The 25,630-nt window shown below is 54.1% G+C and carries 17 protein-coding genes; 4 read left to right on the forward strand and 13 right to left on the reverse strand.

What is annotated here, in order from left to right; genetic code table 11:
• Positions 1–83: 83 nt before the first annotated feature.
• A complete protein-coding gene (locus RID21_RS23185; RefSeq protein WP_350193034.1) occupies positions 84–1,130 on the forward strand; it encodes an SMP-30/gluconolactonase/LRE family protein in 1,047 nt (348 codons plus the stop codon).
• A 57-nt stretch (positions 1,131–1,187) separates the two neighbouring features.
• On the opposite strand, the gene RID21_RS23190 is transcribed toward RID21_RS23185, so the two are convergent.
• From RID21_RS23190 to RID21_RS23230, 9 genes are all read right to left on the reverse strand, one after another.
• Complete coding sequence (locus RID21_RS23190) at positions 1,188–2,822, reverse strand: anti-sigma factor family protein (RefSeq protein WP_350193036.1); 1,635 nt, start codon at positions 2,820–2,822, stop codon at positions 1,188–1,190.
• Positions 2,819–3,406, reverse strand: a complete 588-nt coding sequence (locus RID21_RS23195) for a sigma-70 family RNA polymerase sigma factor (protein WP_228030590.1) — start codon at positions 3,404–3,406, stop codon at positions 2,819–2,821. The genes RID21_RS23190 and RID21_RS23195 overlap by 4 nt, the downstream gene beginning before the upstream one ends.
• Positions 3,407–3,588: 182 nt before the next feature.
• Positions 3,589–4,446, reverse strand: a complete 858-nt coding sequence (gene panC, locus RID21_RS23200) for a pantoate--beta-alanine ligase (protein WP_350193037.1) — start codon at positions 4,444–4,446, stop codon at positions 3,589–3,591.
• Positions 4,447–4,492: 46 nt separating this feature from the next.
• Positions 4,493–5,977: a hypothetical protein gene (locus tag RID21_RS23205; RefSeq protein ID WP_350193039.1), complete on the reverse strand. Its 1,485-nt coding sequence runs from the start codon at positions 5,975–5,977 to the stop codon at positions 4,493–4,495.
• Between the two features lie 80 nt (positions 5,978–6,057).
• Positions 6,058–6,555, reverse strand: a complete 498-nt coding sequence (locus RID21_RS23210; RefSeq protein WP_145181148.1) for a thioredoxin family protein — start codon at positions 6,553–6,555, stop codon at positions 6,058–6,060.
• A gap of 313 nt (positions 6,556–6,868) precedes the next feature.
• Positions 6,869–8,755, reverse strand: coding sequence for a DUF4340 domain-containing protein (locus tag RID21_RS23215; RefSeq protein ID WP_350193041.1), 1,887 nt, complete (start codon positions 8,753–8,755; stop codon positions 6,869–6,871).
• 63 nt (positions 8,756–8,818) lie between these two features.
• Positions 8,819–11,461: a Gldg family protein gene (locus tag RID21_RS23220; protein ID WP_350193043.1), complete on the reverse strand. Its 2,643-nt coding sequence runs from the start codon at positions 11,459–11,461 to the stop codon at positions 8,819–8,821.
• Between the two features lie 59 nt (positions 11,462–11,520).
• Positions 11,521–12,288, reverse strand: coding sequence for an ABC transporter ATP-binding protein (locus tag RID21_RS23225; protein ID WP_350193045.1), 768 nt, complete (start codon positions 12,286–12,288; stop codon positions 11,521–11,523).
• Positions 12,289–12,684: 396 nt separating this feature from the next.
• Positions 12,685–15,255, reverse strand: coding sequence for a SurA N-terminal domain-containing protein (locus RID21_RS23230; protein WP_350193047.1), 2,571 nt, complete (start codon positions 15,253–15,255; stop codon positions 12,685–12,687).
• Between the two features lie 447 nt (positions 15,256–15,702).
• On the opposite strand from RID21_RS23230, the gene topA reads away from it, so the two are divergent.
• The gene (gene topA, locus RID21_RS23235; RefSeq protein WP_350193570.1) at positions 15,703–18,399 is read left to right on the forward strand and encodes a type I DNA topoisomerase; all 2,697 of its coding nucleotides are present in this window, start codon (positions 15,703–15,705) and stop codon (positions 18,397–18,399) included.
• Positions 18,400–18,403: 4 nt separating this feature from the next.
• Here topA and RID21_RS23240 read toward each other — a convergent pair whose 3' ends face one another.
• Both RID21_RS23240 and RID21_RS23245 read right to left on the reverse strand, forming a co-directional pair.
• Positions 18,404–19,213 carry a DNA topoisomerase I gene (locus RID21_RS23240; RefSeq protein WP_350193049.1) on the reverse strand — a complete coding sequence of 270 codons (810 nt, stop codon included), beginning with the start codon at positions 19,211–19,213 and terminating at the stop codon, positions 18,404–18,406.
• 145 nt (positions 19,214–19,358) lie between these two features.
• Positions 19,359–20,636: a reverse transcriptase family protein gene (locus tag RID21_RS23245; protein WP_350193051.1), complete on the reverse strand. Its 1,278-nt coding sequence runs from the start codon at positions 20,634–20,636 to the stop codon at positions 19,359–19,361.
• A gap of 544 nt (positions 20,637–21,180) precedes the next feature.
• On the opposite strand from RID21_RS23245, the gene RID21_RS23250 reads away from it, so the two are divergent.
• Positions 21,181–21,876, forward strand: a complete 696-nt coding sequence (locus tag RID21_RS23250) for a M50 family metallopeptidase (RefSeq protein WP_350193053.1) — start codon at positions 21,181–21,183, stop codon at positions 21,874–21,876.
• Between the two features lie 24 nt (positions 21,877–21,900).
• On the opposite strand, the gene RID21_RS23255 is transcribed toward RID21_RS23250, so the two are convergent.
• Both RID21_RS23255 and RID21_RS23260 read right to left on the reverse strand, forming a co-directional pair.
• On the reverse strand, positions 21,901–23,253 hold the full coding sequence (locus RID21_RS23255; RefSeq protein WP_350193055.1) for an enolase C-terminal domain-like protein: 1,353 nt from the start codon (positions 23,251–23,253) through the stop codon (positions 21,901–21,903).
• A 198-nt stretch (positions 23,254–23,451) separates the two neighbouring features.
• Entirely contained in the window at positions 23,452–24,795 is a 1,344-nt protein-coding gene (locus RID21_RS23260; protein ID WP_350193057.1) for an ATP-grasp domain-containing protein, read from the reverse strand.
• A 243-nt stretch (positions 24,796–25,038) separates the two neighbouring features.
• On the opposite strand from RID21_RS23260, the gene fae reads away from it, so the two are divergent.
• Positions 25,039–25,536: a formaldehyde-activating enzyme gene (fae, locus tag RID21_RS23265; protein WP_155363878.1), complete on the forward strand. Its 498-nt coding sequence runs from the start codon at positions 25,039–25,041 to the stop codon at positions 25,534–25,536.
• Positions 25,537–25,630: the final 94 nt, after the last annotated feature.

Raw genomic sequence — 25,630 nt, forward strand, 5'->3', positions numbered from 1 at the left:
ACACAATCTGTAGAATTGATACTTCAATATTCCCCGATGAATTCACTTGATCTCATAGACTTACAAAACAGGGAAAAAAGCGCATGAAAACCATTCCACTCTCCTGTCTGCTACTGGTCTCAAGTCTCCTCTGCCTCGCCCCCTCCCAAGGGCACGCGCAGGACTCGACCAATTACCCCACACTGGGCGAAGTCATTCGCATCGATCCAAGTCTCGATCAACTGATAGACAAGGATGCGAAGATTGAGGTTCTCTCCTCCGGCTTCGATTGGTCCGAAGGTCCTGTCTGGGTTGGAGATGCGAAAGACGGTTATCTGCTCTTTTCCGATATTCCCCGCAACTCGGTCATGAAATGGAAAGAGGGAACTGGTGCGTCTCTGTTCATGAAACCTTCGGGTTACACTGGAGTCGCTCCCTACGGAGGCGAGCCTGGCTGCAATGGTCTGATCCTGGATCCCCAGGGACGGCTGGTCTCCTGTGAGCATGGCGATCGACGGATTTCTGTCCTCACTAAACAGGGGGGCAAGCGGACGATGGTCGACAACTACATGGGCAAACGCCTCAACAGCCCCAACGATGGCACATTCAAATCCAACGGGGATTTCTACTTCACCGATCCCCCGTACGGTCTGCCCGATCGTTATAACGATCCCCGTCGCGAACTCGACTTCTGTGGCGTCTACCGCCTGGCGACTGACGGATCCCTGACTCTGCTCACGAAAGAAATGACCCGCCCCAACGGCATCGCCTTCTCACCGGATGAAAAAACACTGTACGTCGCTCAGTCCGATCCTGAAGCCGCCCTCTGGAAAGCATTCCCCGTCAATAAGGATGGGACACTGGGGCAGAGCAAGGTCTTCGGTGATGTCACCGAAAATGTCGGCAAGCTGCCCGGACTGCCCGATGGTCTGAAGACCGACTTCAAAGGGAACGTCTTCGCCACTGGACCAGGGGGCTGTTATATCTTCAGTCCCGAAGGTGATTTGCTGGGACGTATCAGCACCGGCGAACGGACAGCCAACTGTGCCTGGGGTAATGACGGTTCAGTCCTTTACCTCACCGCAGATACTTACCTGGTTCGCATTCAGACCAAGACCAGGGGACACGTCGGACCTCCCAAGGCCAAATAAGACGGTCGCCCCATCAGACGGTCCTGGAGCTAAATCACCTCCCTCCCGGTGTTCCCCTCAGCGGGACGCCGGGGGAGCGGGAGGCACAACTGGTGTCTGGCTCTGACTGTTCTTAAACACAAACAGCACTCTGACCGGGGGCTTATCCCCGCCTGCGGATCGCTGGTTCGTTGTCAGTTTCTGATCAGCAGCGTACGGCAGCAGACCCTGGTTCGGCTTGGAGGCAACCAGGGGCGCCTCGGGTGAAGCAGACCTGGCCTGACTCAGTGTCGGGAGTGGCGTCGCGCGTTTGTACTCTCTAGCGCGTCGCGTGAGCTGTTCGGCAGGCACCTGCATCCGATAGCGGGTCTGGTAACCTGTGTTTTCGTTCGAACGTGCCAGACCATCGTTAGCAGAAGTATCGTCGCTGGCTTTGCTATCCTGCTTTTGATTGCCCCCCGCCTGGAAGGGAGTGTCAGCTTCGGCTGCTGTGTTATCCGCCAGCAGACGTGGCAGGTCTTTGACGCTTTCCGTCAGTGAGGATTCATCGATGGCCGGCTGCAGGGACAGGCCCAGCAACTGACTCTGATTCAGATCTTTCTGCAAATCATTCAGCGCCGAGGCCACCTGGGTATCGGAGGCTTCCACGAAGACCGCGAACAGTTCATCCTCTTGAGCCGGTTCCGTCTTCTTTTCACCGGCGCTGTTACCGTTCTGGGAATTCAGGCGGTTCAGCTGACGTTCCACTTCAGATTGCTTTTTCTGATTGACCGGAATGTTATTCTTGCTCAACAGCAGTTCCATGGTGCCCAGTGCCTGTTTCACATCGACCACCCGCACTTCGATCACCGCAACCTTGCCATTGATATCCTGGAAGTAAGGCAAGACGTCGCCAATGCGGATCGCATCCATGGGAATATGTGAGGGCAGGCCTGTCATCGGAGGAATTGCCGGAAACGTGAGACGATTCTGGGCTTGGACTTCCGCCATGCGTTGCATGGCTTTCTGCTCTGCAAACGTGTTTTTAATCGCAAAGTCTGCCTTCTCTTTGCGGGCCAGATCGGTACCGCCCAACCCGGGTTGTCCTTTTGCCGGCTCGCTTTTTGCAGCGGCAGGGGCTGACATCCGCAGGGAGACAGAAGGCGCGTTTTCAGAGGGAGCTGTAGCCGTTTTCATTTTCAGGTCTGCGACCGGTTTACCCTGGTAACTGAAACTGTTATGAAACGCGTCTACCTGCTCACCTTCCTGCAGCGCGACCTCTGATTCGGGTGCGGGTTCAGCCTGACTCAGCAGTGTTGCCTGTTGATCGGTAGAGGTCATCTGCCAGTTGGTACCTGCGTTCGGCTCTGGAATATTCAGCAGTAAAACAAATAAGACCAAGGCTGCCAGAGAAGAACAGGTACTGATGGCGACCGCAATCCGGTAACGCAGCATTGAAGGACCCGACGAGGCCGGAGCCGTTTCGGGTGGTGCTGGAGTGGAGTTCAACAGGGTTTCCTGTTCGATCCGTTTGCGGATCGAGGGCGCCAGTTCGGGCGGCGCGGACTCCGTCGCTGTCTCCTGGATCAGCCGGGAGATCTCACCGAACTCGTGCAGTTCCTGTCGCGCTGCCGCTGACTCTTCCAGCAGCGACTCCAACTCCCGGCTTTCCTCAGCAGAGGACTCCCGGTCGAAGTAGGCGGACAGGTTTTCGTTAGATGATGGACTACTCATTTTGATTCACTTATAGATGACTCGTGGTCAGACTCGGAAACACGGGCCAGGGGTGCCTCCTGGAACAACGCGTTCAGTTTCTGTTTCAGTTCATTCCTTCCTCTAAAAATGCGGCTGCGGACCGTTCCCAGCGGAACGTCAGTGAGCTCAGCGATTTCTCCGTAAGACAAACCTTCCAGCTCCCGCAGAATCAGCGGGGTCCGGTATTCTTCCTGTAATTCATTCAACGCCTGGTGGACAATCTGTTTACGCTCGGTGCGTTCTGCCACGTCGGGAGGGTGTTGGTCGGGGTGAGGATCTTCCAGCCATTGACCTGACTGGTTTTCCTGCGGATCAATGGGGGTGGCGGATCGTTTCTGTTTTCGTTTCTGGGTGATCGCTGCATTAAAAGCGATGCGGAACAGCCAGGAGTAAAAGGCGGCTGTTCCCCGGAATGTGTTCAACTTGAAAAATGCCTGGGTAAAGCCTTCCTGGGCTGCGTCGCGCGCATCGTCGCTGGAGCCCAGAATCCGCACCAGCGTTCGATACAGACGGTCCTGATATTTTAGAACCAGCTGATCAAACGCCTCAGTACGACCTGCCAAACACTCTTGAATCAGGTATTGATCATTGTTGGTCACAGTAATAGAGAGACGAAACCAGGCTTAATGAAGTTCCCGCGGTTCACAGAAAACCGCAGTTTTACACAAAATCGATCAACGCTGAGATGGTATCTTCTTACTTTTCAGTATCTTACGTCAATGTCAATTCGTGAGAGCGACATAATTCAAGCCTGCGAATCAGCCGTCAGCTCACGATTATCGATCAATCGTGTGGAACCGGACCAGGCGGCGATCAACGCGACCATTCGGCTTTGAGAGTTTGAGAGCTCTTCCAGAGTGTCTGGATCAGCAATCGTCGCATAATCGAGTTTGATCAACGGCGTTCCCGACAGCAGCTCCCGCATCTCTGTTTTGATGCACTCGAGATCCGTCTCACCCGAGGCGATTTGTTCCTCGGCCAGCGCCAGCGCTCGAGAGAGAGACAAAGCCGATGCCCTTTCCTCCGCTGAGAGATAAGCATTGCGACTGCTCAGCGCCAGACCGTCTGTGTCTCGGATGATAGGGCACGTGATGATTTCCACCGGAAGATTCAGATCGAGACACATCCGCCGTACGATGGCCTGCTGCTGATAATCTTTCGCCCCGAAATAAGCTTTGTCGGGCAGACAGCTGAGCAGGAGTTTGGTGACCACGGTCGTGACGCCGCGGAAGTGATGCGGCCGGGTTGCGCCCTCCAGTGTCTCCGTCAGTGTCTCCACATCCACATGCGTTGAGAAGTGGGACGGATACATCATGTCTTTGGTCGGCGTCCAGACCAGGTCCGCCCCCGCAGCCTGGCATTTCTCCAGGTCTGCAGCCAGCGTCCGCGGGTACTTGTCGAAATCTTCATTCGGGCCGAACTGTGTCGGATTCACGAAGATCGATACCACGACGAAATCGCACTCTTTTCGTGCGGCTTCCACGAGGCTGGCATGTCCCTGATGCAGGGCACCCATGGTTGGCACAAAACCGATGACGGCATCTCCCTGGCGGGCTGCCCGTACTTGCTGTCGCAGTTCCGGGATTTCAGCAACCGTATCCATGCGCGCTTATTCCGATCTGTGGGTAAGATCTCGTCCCGTCAGGCGACTAGGATTTTTTCGGAGACGATTTCCGGTTTCCGCCACCCCGTTTTCCCGACGAACGACGCGAAGACCGTTTCGGACGTCGGCGGCTCTGATCGTCAGTTGCTTCCGGATCCGACTTTTTGCTGTCTCCCTCTTTGGCCTCTTTGGCTTTGTCCTGGCTGGAAGACTTACCGTTTACCAGCTTGGGGTCCAGCAGATAAGAGATGGCTTCCTCCCAACTCGGTACGTTGGGGTATTTGTTTTCAATCTCGTTCTTGCGGGGACGCGGTGCTTCGGAGCTGTCTGTTTCATCGTCAGAGTCAGACTCTGCAGCAGCAGGCTTTTTGCGACGACGAGAGCGGCGCGAGCGTTTCGGCTTCTGTTCGGTCTCCTCTTCGTCCTCTTCATCAGAGGCTTCATCGTCAACTTCCAGTTCCTCAACTTCGTCTTCCGTCTCTTCCTCATCCTCAGCGGTTTCAGAAGTTTCTTCTTTCTTACGCGAACGTGAACGTCTTCGGCGTCGACGACGACGGGGCTTCTTCGGTTCTTCCGCTTCTTCTTCCTCGGAGTCTTCTTCTGCAACAGCCGTCTCTTCTTCTTCGGCGACGGCTTCGTCCTCCAGATCCTCTTCGTCGTCTTCTTCAACTTCGAAGGAAACTTCTTCTGAAATCAGACCGAAGCCGAAGGAATCGTCGTCGTCCAGACGTTCGTCTGTCCGTGCGGTGGCAGGGGGATTTTCAGCAGTTTTCTTTTTGCGACTACGCGAACGACGGGAGCGGGCGGGCTTTTCCTGGACTTCTTCTTCAGCTTCAGCAACTACTTCTTCATCCTCTTCGTCTTCATCATCGGCTTCAGCGAAGACATCGTCCTCGTCGTCTTCGTCATCCTCCTCCTCCTCATCATCAGAGGCGGCGGGTCTCTTCGCTGACTTGGAATCGTCTTCGTCCCAGTCCCAGCCGTCCAGAGCATCCCAGTAGGTGTCTTCTTCGTCGTCATCGTCAACGGAAGACTCGGCTGCGACTTGAGCGGCGGGTTCGAAATCTTCTTCGATTTCGTCTTCCTCGTCCTCTTCATCGTCATCGAAGGACGCGATTAATTCATCTTCGTCGTCGTCCTCATCTTCGTCGTCGGCTTCAGCGAAGACATCGTCGTCGTCGTCTTCCTCGTCATCTTCATCAGAGCCGAGTACTTCGGGCTCATCGTCATCGTCATCTTCGAAGATGGCGGAACCGAATCCACTATCGTCGTCGTCATCTTCATCCGTCTCATCCTGAACACGGGAGACGGCAGCAGCCGACGGCTCTGCAGGGGCCGGGGTTTCCGGTTCCTCAGAGGTAGCCTCAACGTCTGCCTCGTCGTCTTCGGGCAGATCATCTTCATCGAAATCGACGGGCTCGGGTTTGACCTGCTGGTCAAAATCAATTCCAAACAGATCACCTGCGAGGGACTCCCAGGAGTCACCTTCACCCGACGGATTCTTGCCAAAAGGCTCTTTGCTTTTATTCATACAGCGCAAAATACACGTTCTTTATTGCTTTTACAAGATTTGCGCCATGTGCGAATCAGTGATATCAGCAGAATTCAGACTTATTTTGAGTACTCGATGTGGCGGATCACAGCCTGCAATTTGCGGGCTTTTTCCAGCATCGCATGATAGCGGGGAACTTTGGAATATCCCACCTGACGCGCCAGCAGGTCTGCTTCTGCACTCAGGACGACTGTACAGGGGATCGATTTCACCTTCAGAGTATCGGCGATTTCCCGGTCTTTGTCGAAATCGAGGTGTACAGGCTCGAATGCCTGATTCAGGTAGCGGGCCATCCGTGGATCGGAGAGGGTATCTTTCTCCAGTTTCCGGCAGTAAGTACACCAGCTGGCATCAAATACGATGAATACCGGCTTGTTACTCTTCATTGCGGCCTGGTGAGCCGTTTCCAGGTCCTGGTGCCACTTGATCTCCTCCGCGACTGATTCCGCGTTCGAGGCTTTTGAATCGGATTTCAAGAGCTCGATACAGATGCCAACCACGACGACAAGTGAAAAGCCAACAACGGCCCACTGGAGCTTCTGGGGAAGTCGTTTCATTTCATAGACTCCTTCATAAGTAAGGTAACCTGATTCGGTATCTATACTTATGTGACTGATAACTGATAGACCCGTTTTATGTGAGCAACTTACAAAATCGTTATAAATCGTTCACTGTGCTTTATCGGTATCAGATGAGGAACTTCTATGAATGATTCGATCGGAATTACCGGTTTGTCGGGCACATGGCCCGTAAAGTTTACCTAACCGGAACAGAATTGGGCTCTGCCACGAAAAAAAGCCAATCCTGAAGCGGGTTCGGCACGATTACCGACCGCCCCAGGCTTGGCTGAATGGACTGTTGTCCCGCCGATTACTCAGAACCAGCTGCCTTCTCGGGAGGCTTGGAATCTGTAGACTTTTTCTCAGATTCCGGCTGCTTCGGGGAGGCTTTTTCCGCAGCGGGCTTGGGTTTCGCCTCTGTTTTGGCGGGCGCCGGTTTACTCTTGCTGTCGGATTTCGCCGGAGCCGGTTTCGCGGACGGAGCCGGTTTCGGCACTGCAGGCTTCCCACCCGGTTGAGCCGGGGCCTTCATACCGGGGAGGTTCAGGCCCGGAATTCCCAGAGCGGGATTACCCGCTCCCGGTTTAGCGGCACCCTCTTCGGGTTTGTCAGCCGGCTCGACCAGGGCTTTCCGCGACATCCGCAGCTTCTCGAAGCTGTTGGCGGAAATTACGTAGTACCAGTCTGCAAACCGCTGATTCAGCTCCTGCACGCGTTCCTGGCCCTTGATGACCTTCTCGTCGTACTCCTTCAGCTGTTTCTCGTAGGTTTTGAGAGCCGACTCATACTTCTTCATCGCGGCTGCATATTCCACTTCCGGATCCGGTTTCTTCTCGCCGGCTTTCTCATCCTTCTTGTCAGTCGCTTTCGCATCGGCGGGTTTATCGCCGTCCGCTTTTTCTTTCGTCTCAGCCGGCTTTTCCGGTTTGGTCGGCTTCTGTGGCGGATCGCCGATAAAGGACGGGTCGAAAGTCACCGTCACGAACAGGTAGCGGCTGGTCTTCATGGCATCATTTTCTTCCGATTTGCCTGGTTTCTCTACCGCTTCCTCTGCTTTATCGCCAGCTTTCTTCTCTTTCGAATCCGCTTTTTCTGCATCTTGCGCTGGGGCTTTCTCACTCTTCTCTTTGCTGCCGTTACCGACTTCGATATCCAGCGTGCTGCCAGTGAAGATTTCACCAAAATAGAGCGAGTAGACCACACCCTGGTTGGTGACTACGATCACTTCCCCTTCGTTGGATACCAGCTGCTGACCGCCCGAAGCTGTCTGGGCCACGATGAAACCTTTGCTCTGCAGGTCGACAAAATCGAGTGCATTTTTCAGCTGCAACTGTCCCGACTTCTTGAGCTCCGCAGCGATGGCGGCCGGCTTGGGACGGATTCCCTGAATCTTGAGGTCGACCAGAGTGTTGATCATCTGGTTGACATCCGCGGTGTTCAGTTTCTCGGTCTCGGTATTCAGGCCTTCCAGTTCCCAGGGAGAGCTGGAGTTCTTGCGTTTCAGCGTCGAAAGTTCCTCGTCCACCAGGCGCCGATTGGTTTCATCGATCGAGTATTTATTTACGATGATTTCCACCAGTCGATCCCGGTCGACCTTCAGCAGATCCGGTTCGATCCAGTCCGAGAAATCAGAGGAGAGATCCACGTTGAGCTTAGTCCGGTAGACCGAATCTTCGTCGACTTTCCGCACATAATATTCATTGGGTTGTTCCGGCACCTGTTTACCGATAATAAAGTCGACCAGCGGCGCACCACCCTCTTTGGACAGTGTCAGACGCTGACCGCGGCCCTGCAGGTTGGTGTTCGATTCGTCCAGTGGATCGATGACGCCAAAACGTTCATGGTCGCTTTTTCGCCGACTTTCCAGGGCACCGCGAACTACTCCTACCAGGGAAGTGGCGGTTTCCGCCAGTTCGTCTTCGGCGTCAGCCGGGTAGTCGTGGTGCGACGGAATCCGCCAGGCACCGTTTTTATAGTCCACGTTGAAGACTTTCAGCGTGGCGGAATCTTCATCGTAGCTCACCACCCGCAGCGCTCGCGCCTGGGTCGGATCCGTGAAGTCCGGATAGAATTCTTCGCCTACCTTTTCATAACCCGTCAGCTCGACCGGTTGCGAGGCGCGATCGGTTACGAACGCCGCAATTAAGGCAACCACGGCGATTCCCACAAAGGTCAATGTTCTTGTCGTTTCATTCATGGCAAACGTTTTACTTAAAACAAGTGGTTTAAGATGGATTGAAACTGGCCGCGGGGGCTGCGTTTATTTCAGTCTCCGGTCCGGAGCAATATTCTGGTTCTCGTGCTTCAAGCGGAAGAACAGGAAACAGATTCCCAACAGGATCGCCGGGAAGGGGGGCACCAGAATTGCATACCAGCGAATCCGATTTTCAATTTCCCGAATCTGTCGCTCGGTCTGAGCTTTGATCTTTTCGACCTGTTGCTGTTTTTCCCGTTCGATCTTGGCTTCATCGACTTCCAGCCGACGACTTTCGTTTTCTTCAGCCATTCGTAAACGGATCTGTTTTTCCCGGCTGTCCATGGAAGGATCTTTTTCGATCCTTTCCCGTTGTTCTTTGAGACGGTCACGGGCTTCCTCCAGTTTGGCTTCAGCGACCTCGTTGGCCTTTTCCCGTTCCGCGTTTCGCTCTTTGATGAAGACCGAAGTTTCGCGTTCGACCAGTGTCAGCGTGCGATGCTTCTGACGCCGTTTGCGGAGCGAGATATAGGAATCGTCCCCGGCCAGTTGGTCGACACAGTTCAACAGGAAGGTCACGTTGTCGATCTTCAGACCGAAAGCCTGACGCTCGCGGATGTTAAACAGCTCATCGGAAATCAGGTCGGCATCTGCGACGAAGATCACATTCAGGTCTTTCACTTTTGATTTCGGAGTCGAAGTGATGTGGGCCGCCAGGACGTGGGCGTGTTCGTCGATCACGCGGACCGGATCCTGCACGATGCGGACCGAATTGAAGAACGGGCTGGTGATCTCACCCCAGGCCAGCAGACCGGAGTTGGGACCGGTACGCAGCAGCGGTTCGAAATTCAGATCCCGGTCTTTCCGCGGACGGATACTGCCCGGGAAGAAGGTCAGCATTTCCTGCAGACCACTGGTGATGTTACTGTCCAGGCTGAAGGCGCTTTTCGTTCCACTCTTGGGGCTGATGAAGATCAGCTCAGGACGCACGACTTCGGCAAACTCAGGATGCGGATTGAAGTAATCAAATACCACTTCCCCGTTATCCCAGGCGATCTCCAGCAGGTTCATCAGGGGCGTCAATCGGCCTTCATAAGCCTTAGGAGTTGGCGGCGGTTGACGCATTCCCATCATGCCTCCCGGACTCGGTTTGGGCATGCGAGGCGCCATCTGAATGCCGCGTCCTCCACCGAAGACGGGCAGCGGGTCATCACAGATCAACGTCGGTTTCCCTTTCTTGACGTAGTCCACCAGATTTTTGAGCTGGGGTTCGGTCAATGATGAGGGGAGTACCGCCAGCAGAACATCGTAATCGGTGTCGCTGATCGGCGAATCGGGTGAGACCTGCTCGACCCGGTACTGTTTCTTGAGTTCACTCACAATCAGCCACGGAGGCTGGTTGCCGCCCATGCTCATATCCAGACCACCAAAAATGCTGGCATCCGTATTCAGAATGCCGACCGTCAGACGATCATCTTTGGAGACTGTGCGGATGGAACGGGTCAGCTCGTATTCGATAGGTGTCCCGACGTTGAAGAACGGAATCACCACTTCATCGGTTGCGCTCTTCACGACGGCACCCATGAAGATGGTTTCCACGTAAGCCCGTCCACCCCGTTCGGTCTGAACCCGTTGGGGAGAGATGTCCAGCAGGCGGGCTTCCTCTTCTTCCTTGCTGAACGGCTCAACGTCAACGAATCGCACCTGCAGGCGTTTGCCGCCCAGCTGGTCATATTCCCGCAGCAGACCGATCAGTCGTTTGCGGATCGGCACGTATTCCCGCGAGACTTCCGGGCTGATGAAGGCTTCAATCGTAACGGGGTTTTTATCGTCGATCTTGGAGATCAGGTCTTTCGTCGTCTGTGACAGACTGTAAACTCTTTCGCTCGTCATATCGATGCGGCTACTGCCGTAGGAGACAATCGCATTCACGCTGATCAGAATCACTGCCAGCGAAACGGTTCGCACCAGGTACTGCAGACCCATTGAATTCTGCTCCTGGGAACTCCAGTGTCGGCGGGTGATGAGCACCCGGTTCAGGTACAGCATCATGATCGCCAGCGAGATGAAGTACAGCACCGAGGCCAGCGGCAGAACACCCGTGTTGAAATCCTGGAACTGTTCGACCAGGCTCAGGCTCTGAATCAGATTACTGGAAGGAACCACCTGTCCGATGAAGACCGGGATCGCGCAGATCACGGTTCCCAGCACAAACGCGACCGTGGTGCTGCTCGTCAGCGCGGAAGCGAACATGCCCGCAGAGAGCAGGGACGCACCCGCCAGCCAGTATCCAAAATAAGTCGTGAACATCAGCCCCATATCCGGGTTGCCGATGCTGGAGAGCACAAAAATATGCGTGACCGAGAACAGCAGGGCGATCGTGTAAACCGCCAGTACCGCCAGGAATTTGCCCAGCAGGACTTCCAGGTCCGAAGCGGGTAGGGTAAACAGCAGTTCGTCCGTGCCCAGTTTTTTCTCATCGGCCCAGACACCCATCGTAATTGCCGGGATGATGAACAGCAGCAGCAGGGGGTACCACAGGCTCAACTGATCCAGGTTCGCCTGGTTGTTGGCGAAGAACTGCTGGTTGAAGGCAGCGAAGGCACCGGCGACCACGAACACGACAATAAACAGATAGCCGAGCACTCCAGAGAAGTAGCTCTGTACGTTTCGCTTGAAGACGGCCAATACAACGTTGTTCCGCAACATAACAGAAGGGTCCTTACGTCAGCTTTATGAGATAACGAAATTGGTCGGTGAAAATGAAATTATGCGTGTGTCAGTTTGTGGAAGCGTTCTTCCATGTCTTCCTGACTGTTACCCAGCTCATCGACAGGGCCATCGAATACAACCGAACCCTGGTTAATCAGGATCACGCGGCTGCAGACGGCTTTGACTTCCTGCAGAATATGAGTCGAAAGCAGAATGGTCTTGGTTTTCCCCAGGCTGCGAATCAGGTCTCGAACAGACTGGTTCTGGTTGGGGTCGAGACCGCTGGTCGGTTCATCCAGAATCAGGATGTCTGGATCGTGCAGCAGGGCCTGGGCCATGCCCACACGTTGCCGGAAACCGCGGGAGAGTTTGCGAATCGGCTTTTTCCAGACGGTGCTTAAGTCGCACTTTTCCATCACAAACTCGAGTCGGTTACTGAGCTCGGCACTCGACATGCCCCGCACGCCACCCACGTATTTCAGGAAGCCCAGCGGCGTCATTTCTTCGTAGAGTGGACCGTTTTCCGGTAGATAGCCCAGTTTCTGACTGGCTTCAATCCGGTGCGTGCTGACATCAAACCCGCCGACGCGGGCCTGTCCTTCGCTGGGGGACAGAAAGCCGGTCAGCAGTTTCATCGTAGTCGATTTGCCTGCACCGTTTGGTCCCAGGAATGCTGCGACCTGGCCGCGGGGTACGGAAAATGTCACATCGCGGGTTGCAGCGAACTGGCCATAGAACTTACTCAGCCCGATCGCCTCGATCATGTTTTCGGAAGCCGTGCCCGTCGCTGACCCGGCAGGAGCTTGCTGAACCTGTTCCGACATTAGAATAATTCTCCCGATGATTATCTCGTGGTTGATTCAACAGTATGGATGTTCCAGTCCGGTCCGTCCGCCGGACCGCCTCGTTTATTGATACGGTCCCAGTCGGCAGACAACTGGAAGATTTGTCCATTTTTAACTGGTAAGTGTTGAAAATACAACGTAGGTGGTGAGTACGTTTTGAGTTACCTGGATCTTCGTGGCTGGCTCGTTCTCACCGGCGTCCTTCTGTGGAACCGGAAAACAGAGTCAGATCCGACGGTACCTCTATAGAAATAAACGCCTTTTTTTCGCTTGTCCAGCCGGTTTTACGAAAAATCAGTCCGCTGTCAGGGAATAAAAAATCGGTTGTACCGTCTGCCGATACAACCGATTTGTGTCTGTGATCCTGTTCGAGGATTACTCCTGAACGACTTCGACTTCCTGATCCATGGTTTCAAAGTGCTTCTGGACGTTGTACTTCGCCAGCAGATCTTTGCCCCAGTTCTGGATTGTCTGCACCTGCTCCTGCTGGGCCATCGGCAGGTAAGGTGAGAAGAAGAAGAACAGGTCCGTTTTCAGGAATTCCTGGTACATCGCAGTCTGGCCGCCCGGTGTGGACGGAATCCGGTTGATGACTTTGACCACGTAGCAGATCGACTTGTCGGCATTCAGAGCCACGCCCACATCCCCTTCCTGCATGTTGTCGAAGACCTGTTCCATGAAGTCGTTGCCGGCTCCATCGATGGCAGAGATCGTCGAGAGTTCAGGCCGGGGGAAAGCGAACGGGTTGCTTGCACCGGCGGTTGAGGTCCGCATCCAGCTGAAGGATTCGGTGGTCTGCGTTAACAGTTCCGTTCCCTCTTTTTTACCGGTGATGGTCTGCCCCTTCAGAGCAGTCTGCATGTCTTCGTCTTTCGCTTTGGTGATCAAAGCCTTGAGTTCTTCTGCCCGTTTCTGAGCCAGCGGACGGGCTTTTTCAGTTTTGATCTGGGCAATGATCTCCTGCTTGATTTCCGGATCGTCGAACTTGGGTACCATTGTGTCGGTATGAGCGACTTTCCAGTAAGAAATCAAAGCACTGGAGAAGGAATCTTCCGCTTCGAAAGTCGTGTAAAGCTGATCCATGGGGGTACCGAACAGCTGCTCGAGCACGGTTCGCGGCTGCGCCGTGAATTCATTCAGGGTGGGCTCACGTGCGGTACCCAGCGGGTATTTCTCAGACTCCATGAGTTCCCGGGCGGTCATCATGGGGGTGATGTTATACACGAGCTTGTTCTTGGCTGCATAGCTCTTGAGCTGCTCGGTGATCTCCTTTGGGGTCGGAGGATTCTCACCAGTAGCAGGACTGTTGATCTTGTAGCTCAAGTCATTCATGAAGGTCGCGGCTGCGTTGTTCTTCTGCTGCATCAGCTCGAGAGTGCGTTCCCGCAGCAGCTGATCGCGAATTTCACTTTTCAACTCATCGTTGAGTGGACGGTAAGGTTCCAGCGGAGGAGCAGCCGTCGTCGCACTTTCCGGTTGAGAGTCTGCCGGTTTGTCAGCAGGTTTCTCAGCTGGCTGTGCTGGTTTGCTTTCAGGCTTCGCAGCTGGTTTGGCAGGCTTATCAGCTGGCTTCGTTTCTGCAGCGGGAGCCGTTTCTTTTTTCGCAGGTTCCTTGGCTGCAGACTCTTTCTTGGCAGGCTGCTTTTCATCCAGCAGTGCTACGAAAATTGTCTGGTTGGAATCGAGAGCACTTGTTTTGTCTTTCGATTCTGTTTTGGGTTTCTCTGCTTCCGGTTTCGCTTCGGGCTTGAGTTTTTCCTCAGCCTTGGGAGCCGGTGTTTTGGCTTTCTCTGCCGAACCAGCCTTGGGAGCCTCTGGCTTCGCAGGTGCTTTCTCTTCAGCAGCTGGTTTAGGTGCAACAGGTTTAGGTGCTTCGACCGGTTGATCTCCCTGCGGAGCGACAGGAGCTCCCGGGAAGTTCATGTTCGGATCGTTGGGAATCGGATTATTTTTGTAAAGCGTTTCCTTGTTCTCTTCGTAGAACGCTTTGATCTCTGCTTCTGTAACAGCCTTTACCTGCTTTTCGGTCTCTTCGTAGTCGGCCAGCAGGTATTCGACTTTCACTTTGGGAGGCTGCAGCAGCCCCGGTGCTCCCGGACCTTTTTCGTTGGGCATGACCGCTTTGTAATTTTCGTAGAATGCCTTCATCTCGGCTTCAGTCGGTTCGGCGATCTCTTTCTTGAAATCTTCGACCGGCAGGGCTGCCACTTCCAGTTCTTCGCGTACGTTGAATTTCTGATAGAAGTTCCAGTACTGATCCGGGGTCAGCGAGACTTCAGGGCTCTTCAGTTGGAAGGCGAGACGGGCCTTGAGCTGGTCCCGCAGGATTTCATAGATCCGGCCCTGGGTGACACCCAGTTGCTGGCAGACCCGTTTGAAAGCGTCCTGGCTCAGTTTGTTATTGGTATAGCGTGAGATGTAATTGGAAACGGCATCGTCAGAGACCACCAGTTGCATCTGGTCTGCTTCTTTACGGAGCAGGAATTCCAGAATCATGTCGTCTTCGGTGCTCTGCACAAAGGGGAAACCGAACAAGGCACCCTGCGGCACCCGTGCGCTCTGCATTTCTTCTTCAGTGAGTGAAGCGAAATACGACTGGGCAACGAACTGATTGGCGATCTGTCGGTTTTGCAGCATGATCTGGTACTGCTGCTGGTCGATTTCGCCTGCGGTGGAGGTTACGACATTCGCGGTTCCCATCCGGGGCATGTACATGTAGCCCAGCAGAAAGCCGACCACGACTCCGACGGCGGCAAACTCTTTTCCTTTACCACGGTCTTTTCCCAGGAACCAGAATAAAGGTCCCACGAAGAGCATGCCCAGGATCGGCGGGACCTGGTCTGCATTCATCTGGCCCAGCACGATAAATGCGAACATGGCCAGAATGGTCAGGGGGACCATTAATACTTTTTGATTTTTACGAAACAATTCCAGTGGCGAGGCCATGCTGTTTCCTTCTTGAGTCTGCAAGTCGAACGAAATCGATTTCCTGTCGTCAGTTTCCGGAAGAACAGGGTTACCCCGGTGCCCTCCGGCGGGATTCGTATCTCCCGTTCGGAAAAGAGTTTTCCGTTTAATCCATGTGTTGTAATTTATTCCGGCAATTCGTGAAAGTCTTCTCTGAAAGAATCCTGCGGTTTCCCACCTGATCTTACGCCGAAAACAGCCCGTTTGGGGATCACGATCCGCTGTGAAAAAATAATTACAGGCTTGACAGGGACTTTTATCGCGGTTATGGATTGCCGGATGAAATTGATCAAAGGAATCCGCAGCAACGATTCAAAACAGTCTCTGTCAGAAGTACATTGAGCCGCGTATTGTAGCCGGGAGAGCTCTGGTGACAAGGTTGACGTCGGTTTTCCAGGAAGGATAGATCTGGTGGCAAAGAAAAAGCTGAAAGCTTTGGTGATCGTGGAATCACCTGCCAAGGCGAAGAAAATCGGCAGCTATTTAGGCAGTGATTATAAGGTACTGGCCAGCATGGGCCATGTGCGCGACCTGCCCGCCAAAGCTTCCGATGTTCCTTCCGAATTCAAGAAGAAACACAAATGGGCCACCCTCGGGGTCAATGTTGAATCGGAATTCGAACCCTATTACCTGGTTCCCAAGGAAAAAAAGAAGACGGTCAAAGAACTCAAAGATGCTTTAAAGGACGCTGAAGAGCTGATTCTCGCGACCGACGAAGACCGCGAAGGAGAAAGCATCGGCTGGCATCTCACCGAGCTGCTCAAACCCAAAGTGCCTGTAAAACGCATGGTTTTCTCGGAAATCACCGAAGAAGCCATCAAGGAAGCCATCGAAAATCCACGTGAACTCGACCTGAACCTGGTTTCCGCACAGGAAACCCGCCGGGTCCTCGACCGTCTGTATGGGTTTACACTGAGTCCCCTACTGTGGAAAAAAGTTTCCCGCGGACTCTCCGCCGGTCGCGTGCAGTCTGTCGCGGTTCGTATCCTGGTTCAGCGGGAACTGGAACGACTGGCGTTCCGCAGCGGTACCTACTGGGACCTGAAAGCCCTGCTCAAAACTGACGAAGGCGCCGAATTCGAATCGATGCTGATGACCGTCGGCGGTAAGAAAGTCGCCAGTGGTAAAGACTTCGACGAATCCACCGGGAAACTCAAAGAGGGCGCCGATGTCCTGCTGCTCAACGAACAGCAGACCGAAGAACTCCTGGAACGCGTTCAAAAATCGGACTGGACCGTCACCTCCGTCGAACAGCGGATGCAGTCACGCAAACCTCCCGCACCGTTCACCACCAGTACGCTGCAACAGGAGGGGAACCGGAAGCTGAACATGTCGGCCCGGGAAACCATGCAGGTCGCCCAGCGGCTCTACGAAGACGGTCACATTACTTACATGCGTACTGACAGTGTGAACCTCTCCAACGAAGCGATCACGAGTGCCCGTCAGCGGATTGAAGATCTCTACGGTCAGGATTACCTCAGCCAGGACATCCGCCGCTTCGAGACCAGTTCCAAGGGGGCTCAGGAAGCACACGAAGCGATCCGTCCCGCAGGTAAACTGATGAAAACCGCTGAGGAACTGAACCTCAAAGGACAACAGGCTAAGCTGTACGCCATGATCTGGAAACGGACGATGGCCACCCAGATGGAAGAAGCCCGCCTCCGCTTCCAGACCGTTACGATTACAGCAGACGACGCTGAATTCCGGGCTACCGGCCGCCATGTCGAGTTCCCCGGTTTCTTCCGTGCCTACGTGGAAGGGGTCGACGATCCCGAAGCTGCACTGGACGACAGTGAATCCATGCTGCCGCCACTGGAAGAAAATCAGAAGCTGGATCCCAGCCAGGTCGAACCGCTCAAGCACGAAACCAAACCCCCCGCGCGGTACACGGAAGCCACGATTGTCCGCAAGATGGAAAGCGAAGGGGTGGGCCGTCCGAGTACCTACGCCTCCATTATCAGTACTATTCAGGACCGGGGCTACGTCAACAAATCAGGTAGTCAGCTCGTTCCGACCTTCACCGCGCTGGCGGTCACGCGACTCCTGGAAAAGTTTTTCCCGAACCTGGTCGACCTGCAGTTCACCGCTGCCATGGAACAGGAACTGGACGACATCGCTGTCGGCGAAGGGGATCGTCTGCCTTATCTGAATCACTTCTACCGGGGTAAGGAAGGGCTCGACGAGCAGGTCAAAACCAAGGAAGAGACCATCGATGCCCGCGAAATCTGTACGCTGGATCTGGATGGCATCGAGTCTGCAGTGCGTGTCGGTCGTTACGGACCGTACGTTACCGATGAAAACGTGGAAGAGCCCGTATCGGCATCCATTCCCGAAAACATCGCCCCGGCTGACCTGACCAACGAACTGGCTCAGAAACTGATTCGCCAGAAGAGCGAAGGTCCCAAGGCACTGGGGATGCACCCCGAAGAAAATTCACCCATTTACAAGTTGCACGGCCCGTTTGGACCGTACCTGCAGCTGGGCGATGTGACCGAAGACGGCCCCAAGCCAAAACGGGTCAGTATTCCGAAAACCGTGGACCCGGATGACGTCGACCTCGATCAAGCTCTGAAATACCTGAGCCTGCCCCGTTTCCTGGGTGAGCATCCCGAGACCGGTAAGAAGGTCAACGCAGGCATCGGACGCTTCGGTCCCTACGTCCTGCATGACAAGGTTTATAAATCACTGACCAAAGATGACGACGTGCTGACCATCGAACTGGATCGTGCGGTCGAACTGCTCAAGCAGGCCCGCCGGCGCAGTGCCCCGACTCCCATTCGCGAACTGGGTAAACATCCCGAGGACGAAGAACAGGTCGCCATCTTCGATGGTCGTTACGGACCTTACGTGAAACACGGAAAGATCAATGCCACGATTCCCAAGGAATACGAGGTCGAAAACGTAACCCTGGAACAGGCCGTCGAATGGCTGGAAGCCAAAGCGGCTAAGAAGGGCATCAAGAAAAAGGCGAAGAAAGCCACCAAGAAGAAGACGGCGACCAAAAAATCAGCCGCAAAGAAGACTACGAAAAAAGCAGCTGCCAAGAAAAAGACGACCAAGAAAAAAGCCGCCAAAAAAGCGACTAAGAAGAAAGCTGCTGAGAAAAAAGAGGACGACGAATAGTCGCTCAGGCGGACGCCTTCGACTGATCGGTGTCCGCCTCGGCAGGCGTTGTCTCGCTCTCGAGTTTCTCAGCACAGTTTTTACGGTCCGCTGCTTCAACTTCGGATTCATCCAGGTCGAATTCTTCTATCAGTTCCCGTCGCCGCTGGTTGACCTGGCGGTCAAATTCTGAAAGCACATCCAACGCGCGATCGCGTGAGGTCACCAGGCCAATGATCAGATACTGGGCGATCGCCATGCCGTAACAGACCCAACCCACGGTATCGACGGCGATCGCAGACAGGATTGCAAAGACGGGTGACGAACGATTGATATGCTGGCAGACAAAACCTTTAAGAATGGCTCGCCATTTTTCTTTCAGCTCACGCCAGATTCCGTACTCCCGGGATAACTCCAGTTTCGGGGGGCCAGGGTGAATAATCGAGAACAGTTCCTGGTCGGGCATCACTTCAATCACACCAATCACCAGCATGATCCGGAAACCCATTAGAACCGGATTGCTACTCTCCTCGGGTTGCACATTGGGCAGCCAGGAGAAGAGCGCTGCTTCCATGTTTTTGGTTGCAACCAGCAGCAGCAGAGAACCACGAAACCACTGTTCCAGGTCTTTCTCGAGCTCTTCATCAATTTCCTGAACCCGTACGACCTTGTTCATGAACAGATGAAAAACAGGAATTGCGATCAGCCCCACAAAGAAACGTGTTAAAGGTTTCAACACGTTTCGCAGGTAGGGAAACATGGGGCTTAAATAGGAAAACAGGATTCTGATCAATCCACCCACAGCAAATCCAATCTGGTCGAAGGGCGTCAGCATGAATTCGTCTCCCTGCTGATTAGAACGAACGATTCTTCAGCAGGGATCAAAAAAAGGCCTCGAAAAACCGGATTGGCAACTGAGACCGGGCCTCTATTATGTCGCATAAAGCGTCACTGAGACAAGGCAGATTCGCGTGTTGCGCTTACCAGCGAATCTGTTCGTAGAGATGCAGTAACCGCTGACCACGATTTGGGTTGAGCTGCTGCACATGAGCAATTTTGCCTCGCAGATGATTTGCAAAATCAGGATGTTGTTCCCGGTTTTGCGTCTCCGGACCCTGGCGGATGCAATTCGTGAGAATCGCTTTCAGACGGTCAAATTCCTTGCGGGAGACATTCGTGTGTTCGTTCACAACAACGCCCGTGACGGTCTGCCGCTGGTTGTTTCTGATTACCCGCCGTTTCGACAGATTCACCTGAAAGCGTTCCGAACGGATCACCTGCTGGACCAGCGGGATGAACACCTTCAGCGAACGCAGAAATGCCTCCGACCCCGAGAAGGTCAGGTCGTCTGCATAGCGTGTGTAATCGGCTCCAAAAGATCGTGCCAGTCCTGACAGTCGTACGTCCAGTGAGTAGGCTGACAGATTCGCCAGAGCAGGGGACGTTGGTGCCCCTTGTGGCAGGTGACGTGACAGATAGGGAAGCAGCGGCCGCAGCGTCCCATCGGGAAAGGGCAGGTTCGCCGGGATCGCTGAAGTCGTCAGACGCGCCAGCCAGAGGGCAGCTTCCCGGCAGTAACCCAGGCTGCGAAAAATTGAAACCACGCGCGAGAACTTCACGCTCGCATAGAAGTTTTCCAGGTCGAATTTCAACACCACCCGTTTGCCTGCATGCGGTCGGGCATTGGTCACGGGGGAATGCCCCGAGACAAACCCGTGTGCACTATGGTGCATGGGGATCCGGCTTAATATTTCCTGTTGGATCTGCTGCTGCGCCATTTTGATGAATGGACGCGGCGCTTCAATCAGCCGGAACCCGTTCCGTTTGGGCAACCAGCGATAAGTGTAGTGCGACTCATTCACATCTTCTGGGCCGTCGCTGTGATTGTAACGATGCGTCAGCCAGGCGAGTTTTCCCAGCGGAATTTCCAGCCACTGTGCCAGTTCCAATGGCGTCGCAAACTGAGGCAGGTCATGACGGCTTAACTGCTCTGCATCCGTATCCTGGGTCATGTCAAAATAATGACCAGTCATCGCACCGTAGCGGGCGAGCTCGTAGGGAGGCGCAGGGACCTCTTCAACAATATATTCAGTCCGTGGTCGTCTCTTGGGATAGCGGAGCGGATGCAGACGGACGGGGCGTCGCTTCTGAGGTGGTTCGTGGGGGGCCGGCTCGGGGACAGGATCGGGAGCCGCTGCCTGACCGGAGCGGTCGGGAGGGGACCCGAAGAGCTGGCGAATAAAATCAAATAAGCCCATTCGAATAACCTGGAGTCAGTTCAATGCTATGCGGATCAAAAGCGGGTCAGCGCAAAACAATGGCCAGCGGGCCGCACAACCCATCCTGTGACGAAGTGTTGCAACGAAAATGGTCTTTCGTTGCGACACTTCACCTGTCGTAGTCTGGTCAATTCTTCTCCCGCGGGGTATCCCCGCAGTGCTCTGAGAAATCGGTCAGGATTCATTCAGAGTCAGAGCTTGTGCGACCCACTGCCCATCTGACTGCAAATCGTATCCTTTTCGTGAGATGCGTCAATGTTAAGTCCATTGAATTCAGGTCTCCCCCTGATTTTTCGTGCAGGAAATCTGTACCCTAAACTGTGTGGACCGGGTCAAATACAGTCAATTTGTCCGATTTTGGACATCCAAACTGCAATTGCCCTGTTTTCAGGACCTGACTACAGTGCCGCCGCCGGTCCGGACCATGCAGGAGTGCATTTCTGTTGACCAGTCGATATGCTGTCCTCTAAACCGGATTGAAACTTCCACTCCGGGATCAATACAACAATAGAAAGTGAAGCTGATGCTGGGAAATGTCGCTCCCACAGAATTTGATTTACGTTTTTCCATATTTGGCATTCCGATCCGCGTGCATCCACTGTTCTGGGTTGTGGCCGCCTTCATGGGCTGGAATCCAGATGATCTGAAATTTACCTGGATCTGGATTGCCTGCGTGTTCGTCTCCATCCTGGTTCACGAACTGGGACACGCCATTATGGCTAAAATATTCGGCTGGCCTCCCCAGATTATCCTCTACCATTTCGGCGGTCTGGCCGTCTATCAGCCATATTCGGGGCTCACCACACAACGCTCGATCATCATTTCCGCCGCTGGCCCGATGGCCGGGTTCATCCTGTTCGGCATCGTGTGGGTCTTCCGCTATTATTCGATCCGCTTTGGCCTCTGGGACGGATTCAGTCCGCAGGCGAGAGGGTATATTGCGCTCGCCTTTTATGACCTGATCTTTATCAACCTCTACTGGGGGTTGATAAATCTGGCACCGGTACTCCCACTGGATGGCGGACACATCTGCGAAGATATCTGCAAGTCGGTCAAACGTTACCGGGGCGATATCCTGGCGCTGCAGATATCGATGGTCGTTGCCGGCGGTCTGGCCGTTTATTTTTTTTCACAGCATATGCGCTACGCGGGAATCATGTTTGCACTCTTCGGCGTCTTCAACTTCCAGATGTACCAGCAGCGCAATCGGTCCTGGTAAGACGAGAGTGATGCTGAGAGTAGCTTAGAAGCCCAGCCCGTCTCCGTTCAGCTCACCGGTCTTTACTGTACCATCGGTGAGTTTGAACATCCCGGGATACGAGCGGGTCCACTTCTTGTTCGGTCCAGGACAGTACTGCCGTCCGTTGCCTTCAATCGCCGCAACCGTGGGAATACGGGCGGCCAGGCTTGCGGAGTGCAGGAACGAATAACCGCAGCAGGTCAGGTCCTGCACGCAGAGGAACATGTCGAATTTCTGGGCAGCGGCCCCGAGGAACAGCGATTCAGTCTGTCCCTTACAGGCTTTGAGTGCCACGCCGGAATAACCCAGATCGCGGCTCAAGAGCAGCGATTCGTAGTCGACCAGTGATTCATCGATGACCACCGGTTTGATCTTGGCAGCCTCATGCATTTTATTTTCGGGGTTGGCTTTGAGATCCCGATTGGTCGGCTGTTCGATGTACTGCACCCGATCAAAGGCAGCCGGGGATTGTTCGCGGACTTTGTTCAGAAAGTCCAGCACGTAATCGACGTTCTCACACTTTTCGTTGAAGTCGAGTGAGTAGCACCAGTTATCCTGTCCCCGCTCAGCCTGGGCTTTGGCGGCTTCATTTTCGACCGCAATCACACGGCTGATGTCCCAGTCCAGGTTGTCCCCTGACAGCTTGATCTTGAGGTGGGTCAAACCGTCAGCCTTGATCCACTCGCCCAGAGTTTCCGGCAGTCCATCGTCGATTCGCTCGGCGACGTCAGCTTCGGTGATTGGATCCAGGGCTCCCACCAGGTGGTACAGTGGGAGAGTCGGTTTAGGATCGCGAAGCGTGTACTGATCCAGGTATTCGCCGGCGAACTGATCGTCCAGGTACTCCGTCAGGTCATGGATCATGTACTCGGAAGACAGACCGTTGTAGCTGTTGATATGATTGGCCCGGCCAAAACCGTCATGAATCGCGGCATCCAGGGGGCTGGATGCGACCAACTGAGCCAGTTCGGGGATCTCTTCTTCCAGTCCCAGCTTCTTGGCAATTTTCTTGGCCATGAAGTGGTATTCAGCGGAAATGTGATACATCAGGTCGATGGGATGAGCGATTTCCGGGCAGATATTGGCGATTTCCACCGCTTCTTCCAGAAACTCGATCATCGCTTTCAGTGCATCTTCAGGACTGACCACGCTGGAAGGCCAGGCCCAGATATTCCCGGCCGGCATACTGCCGATTCCGATGCCCTGTTTTCCTGAGCGTGTTTCAACGATCACTTCCACGTTCAGCAGCACGCTGCTGTCCATCACCCGACCACCAAATTTCAGGGGTGTGCGAAAGGGAACTTGTTCCGTTGAAAATTTTGCCTCAACAATTTTGATGTCTGTTGACTTGGCCATCGGTCCTGACTTTTTCCTTCATACTGCTTGATGAACCGGAACGGTCGATCATCTGTGAAATATTATGTCGTCTGTTTGAACGCTGATACTGGAGTCGTTTCAGAGAAAACCAGACACGTAAGTATCGACTATACCCGGCCCGGAAGACCTTGCAAACTCAATCCGAAACGCGGAACGCGATTGAATTTGATTTTATAGTCAATCAGGAGATTCTTCAAGAAACGAAAGTCTTCCCGGGACGCTTGAGAAAAAACGTGAAAAAAACAGATTTTCCGGTTCCTTTACTGTTCCCGGGCTGGTATGCGGATTGTCACCAGACTCTTCCGGCAATTCCCCTGATGCCAGTAACTGCTGATATTTGTTGACCCGCCTCGCCAGGACCTGCAGGCTTTCCCGGGGATTCTTGCCCGTCCCATACACCGAACAGAACGGCGTTCCTCGAGGGATCAAAGTACCGAGATAGGGAAGATCGGCGCTTTCGGGGATCGCATAACAGTCGTCCGGGATGCCCGAGAAACGAATCTCAGGAGCCGTCCGGTCCCGCTGGGCATACAGGATTCCTTTCGAGATTTGCTGAAATGGCTCTCGCAAGGCCCGTCCGAGTTGTGTCTTTAACTCACCAGCGGCAGCCGGCTCTGCTGAATTATCTGCAAACGAGCGACAGGCTTTTAAGTGCCAGCCCAATAGCGGCACTTGGGATTGCAGCTCAAACAGTTCCGTCAGCCCGGTATACCGCGGGTTGACCTCGGTCAGCCAGAGCGGCTCTTCGTCGTCCGGGCTCCCGATCAGATCACAGCCAAAAAGACCCTGAATCCCGCAACCCCGGGCGACGGTGGTGCCCAGTTCTTCGAGATCGGATCGCAAACCATCTGGGACCGGCGAGATAGTCACTCCGCCACAGAACTGAAACGCAGCAGCCCCCAGCGTCGGGTTTCCACAGAACTGCAGTGCCATTCCCACCAGAACGACCGCTTCCGGAAAGGCGATAAACAGCGCCGACAAGGGGGCTCCCGACTGATACCGCTGCAGATAACAGTCGCCGGACGCTGCGTTCTCCCCAGGACGTTCGCCCATAAAATAAATCCCCTGGCCAGCAGCACTCTCGAGTGGCTTCAGGAGCCAGTTTTTCGCATCGGCAGGTTTCGCTTCCACAGGCAGACAGGGAGACATGCGGATCGAATTTTCGGACAGCAACGTCTCTAAAAAAAATGGATCTCGCACCCGACTCAGACACTCAGGATCGCAACCTCTTAGCTTGTGCTGCGCGCTGATCTGCGTGATCAGTTCGCTTTGGTTCTCCACCGCACCCGTAAAGATCCATTCCATTGGTTCCAGGGCAACCAGTTCGTGCAGCCAGTCATCCGGTGCGGATGTCCGGGGAATCACACGGGCCAGGGCATGCAGATCCTGGTCGCCGAACTGATCGACACACACGGGACGCATGCCCGCACGAAGCGCAGAGGCGGCAGCAGCGCGCGTACTGGCACCTACAATCAGCAGGGTAGCTGCGTCGGTTTCAGAGTGTGTGAATTGGCTATTCATGAGTGTGGGGTCGGGGTCTGGGGACATGATAATTTTACGAGGATTTAAACTGAATGTCAGCCGTTTACTGGCAATCCCGTTCTTAAATTGTTATTACTTGATACAGGCTACGAATGATCCAAGGCGAACCTGACTTTCGCAGTTTGTTTCGCCGTCCGTTCAGGACTGCGGTATTCGTGATCCGTTTTCAAATTGTGCTGAAAGCATATCGAAGCAAACCTCATATGAAATGGAGAACGAAGAATGTCTATGTTTGTCGGTGAGTCACTTGTCGGTGAAGGTAATGAAGTTGCTCATATCGATCTGTTGATTGGTGACAAAAACGGCCCTGTCGGGGCTGCCTTTGCAAACGCCCTGTCCAGCCAGAAAATGGGTCACAGCAACCTGCTGGCTGTTCTGACACCCAACCTGGCCGTTAAGCCCGCTACCGTCATGGTTACCAAAGTGACCATCAAAGGTGCCAAGCAGGCCGTTCAGATGTTTGGTCCTGCTCAGTATGCTGTTGCCAAAGCTGTTGCAGACAGCGTTGAAGCTGGCGTGATCCCCAAAGATCAGTGCGAAGACCTGGTCATCGTCTGTGGCGTCTTCATCCACTGGGAAGCTGACGACGACAAGAAGATCTTCGATTACAACTACGAAGCCACCAAAGAAGCCATCGCACGGGCCATGAAGAATGAGCCTTCTGTTGATGAAATGATCGCCAAGAAGAGTGAAGCATCTCACCCCTTCTACGCCGGCTGATCATTCCGCTCTAAGTGGATAGATCGAATTCAGACCCCTGTTCGCATCGAACAGGGGTTTTTCCATTTGCCAGTTTCGCATTGATCAGGTTGCA

This window comes from Gimesia sp. (assembly GCF_040219335.1).
GTDB lineage: Bacteria > Planctomycetota > Planctomycetia > Planctomycetales > Planctomycetaceae > Gimesia.

Bases quoted from the DNA above. Each gene is read 5' to 3' on its own strand.
- RID21_RS23190 (WP_350193036.1), bottom strand. From the start codon at position 2,822: ATGAGTAGTCCATCATCTAACGAAAACCTGTCCGCCTACTTCGACCGG.
- RID21_RS23230 (WP_350193047.1), bottom strand. From the start codon at position 15,255: ATGGCCTCGCCACTGGAATTGTTTCGTAAAAATCAAAAAGTATTAATG.
- RID21_RS23185 (WP_350193034.1), top strand. From the start codon at position 84: ATGAAAACCATTCCACTCTCCTGTCTGCTACTGGTCTCAAGTCTCCTC.
- RID21_RS23215 (WP_350193041.1), bottom strand. From the start codon at position 8,755: ATGAATGAAACGACAAGAACATTGACCTTTGTGGGAATCGCCGTGGTT.
- RID21_RS23245 (WP_350193051.1), bottom strand. From the start codon at position 20,636: ATGGGCTTATTTGATTTTATTCGCCAGCTCTTCGGGTCCCCTCCCGAC.
- RID21_RS23240 (WP_350193049.1), bottom strand. From the start codon at position 19,213: ATGCTGACGCCCTTCGACCAGATTGGATTTGCTGTGGGTGGATTGATC.
- RID21_RS23255 (WP_350193055.1), bottom strand. From the start codon at position 23,253: ATGGCCAAGTCAACAGACATCAAAATTGTTGAGGCAAAATTTTCAACG.
- RID21_RS23220 (WP_350193043.1), bottom strand. From the start codon at position 11,461: ATGTTGCGGAACAACGTTGTATTGGCCGTCTTCAAGCGAAACGTACAG.
- RID21_RS23250 (WP_350193053.1), top strand. From the start codon at position 21,181: ATGCTGGGAAATGTCGCTCCCACAGAATTTGATTTACGTTTTTCCATA.
- RID21_RS23260 (WP_350193057.1), bottom strand. From the start codon at position 24,795: ATGAATAGCCAATTCACACACTCTGAAACCGACGCAGCTACCCTGCTG.
- RID21_RS23205 (WP_350193039.1), bottom strand. From the start codon at position 5,977: ATGAATAAAAGCAAAGAGCCTTTTGGCAAGAATCCGTCGGGTGAAGGT.
- fae (WP_155363878.1), top strand. From the start codon at position 25,039: ATGTCTATGTTTGTCGGTGAGTCACTTGTCGGTGAAGGTAATGAAGTT.
- panC (WP_350193037.1), bottom strand. From the start codon at position 4,446: ATGGATACGGTTGCTGAAATCCCGGAACTGCGACAGCAAGTACGGGCA.
- RID21_RS23225 (WP_350193045.1), bottom strand. From the start codon at position 12,288: ATGTCGGAACAGGTTCAGCAAGCTCCTGCCGGGTCAGCGACGGGCACG.
- RID21_RS23210 (WP_145181148.1), bottom strand. From the start codon at position 6,555: ATGAAACGACTTCCCCAGAAGCTCCAGTGGGCCGTTGTTGGCTTTTCA.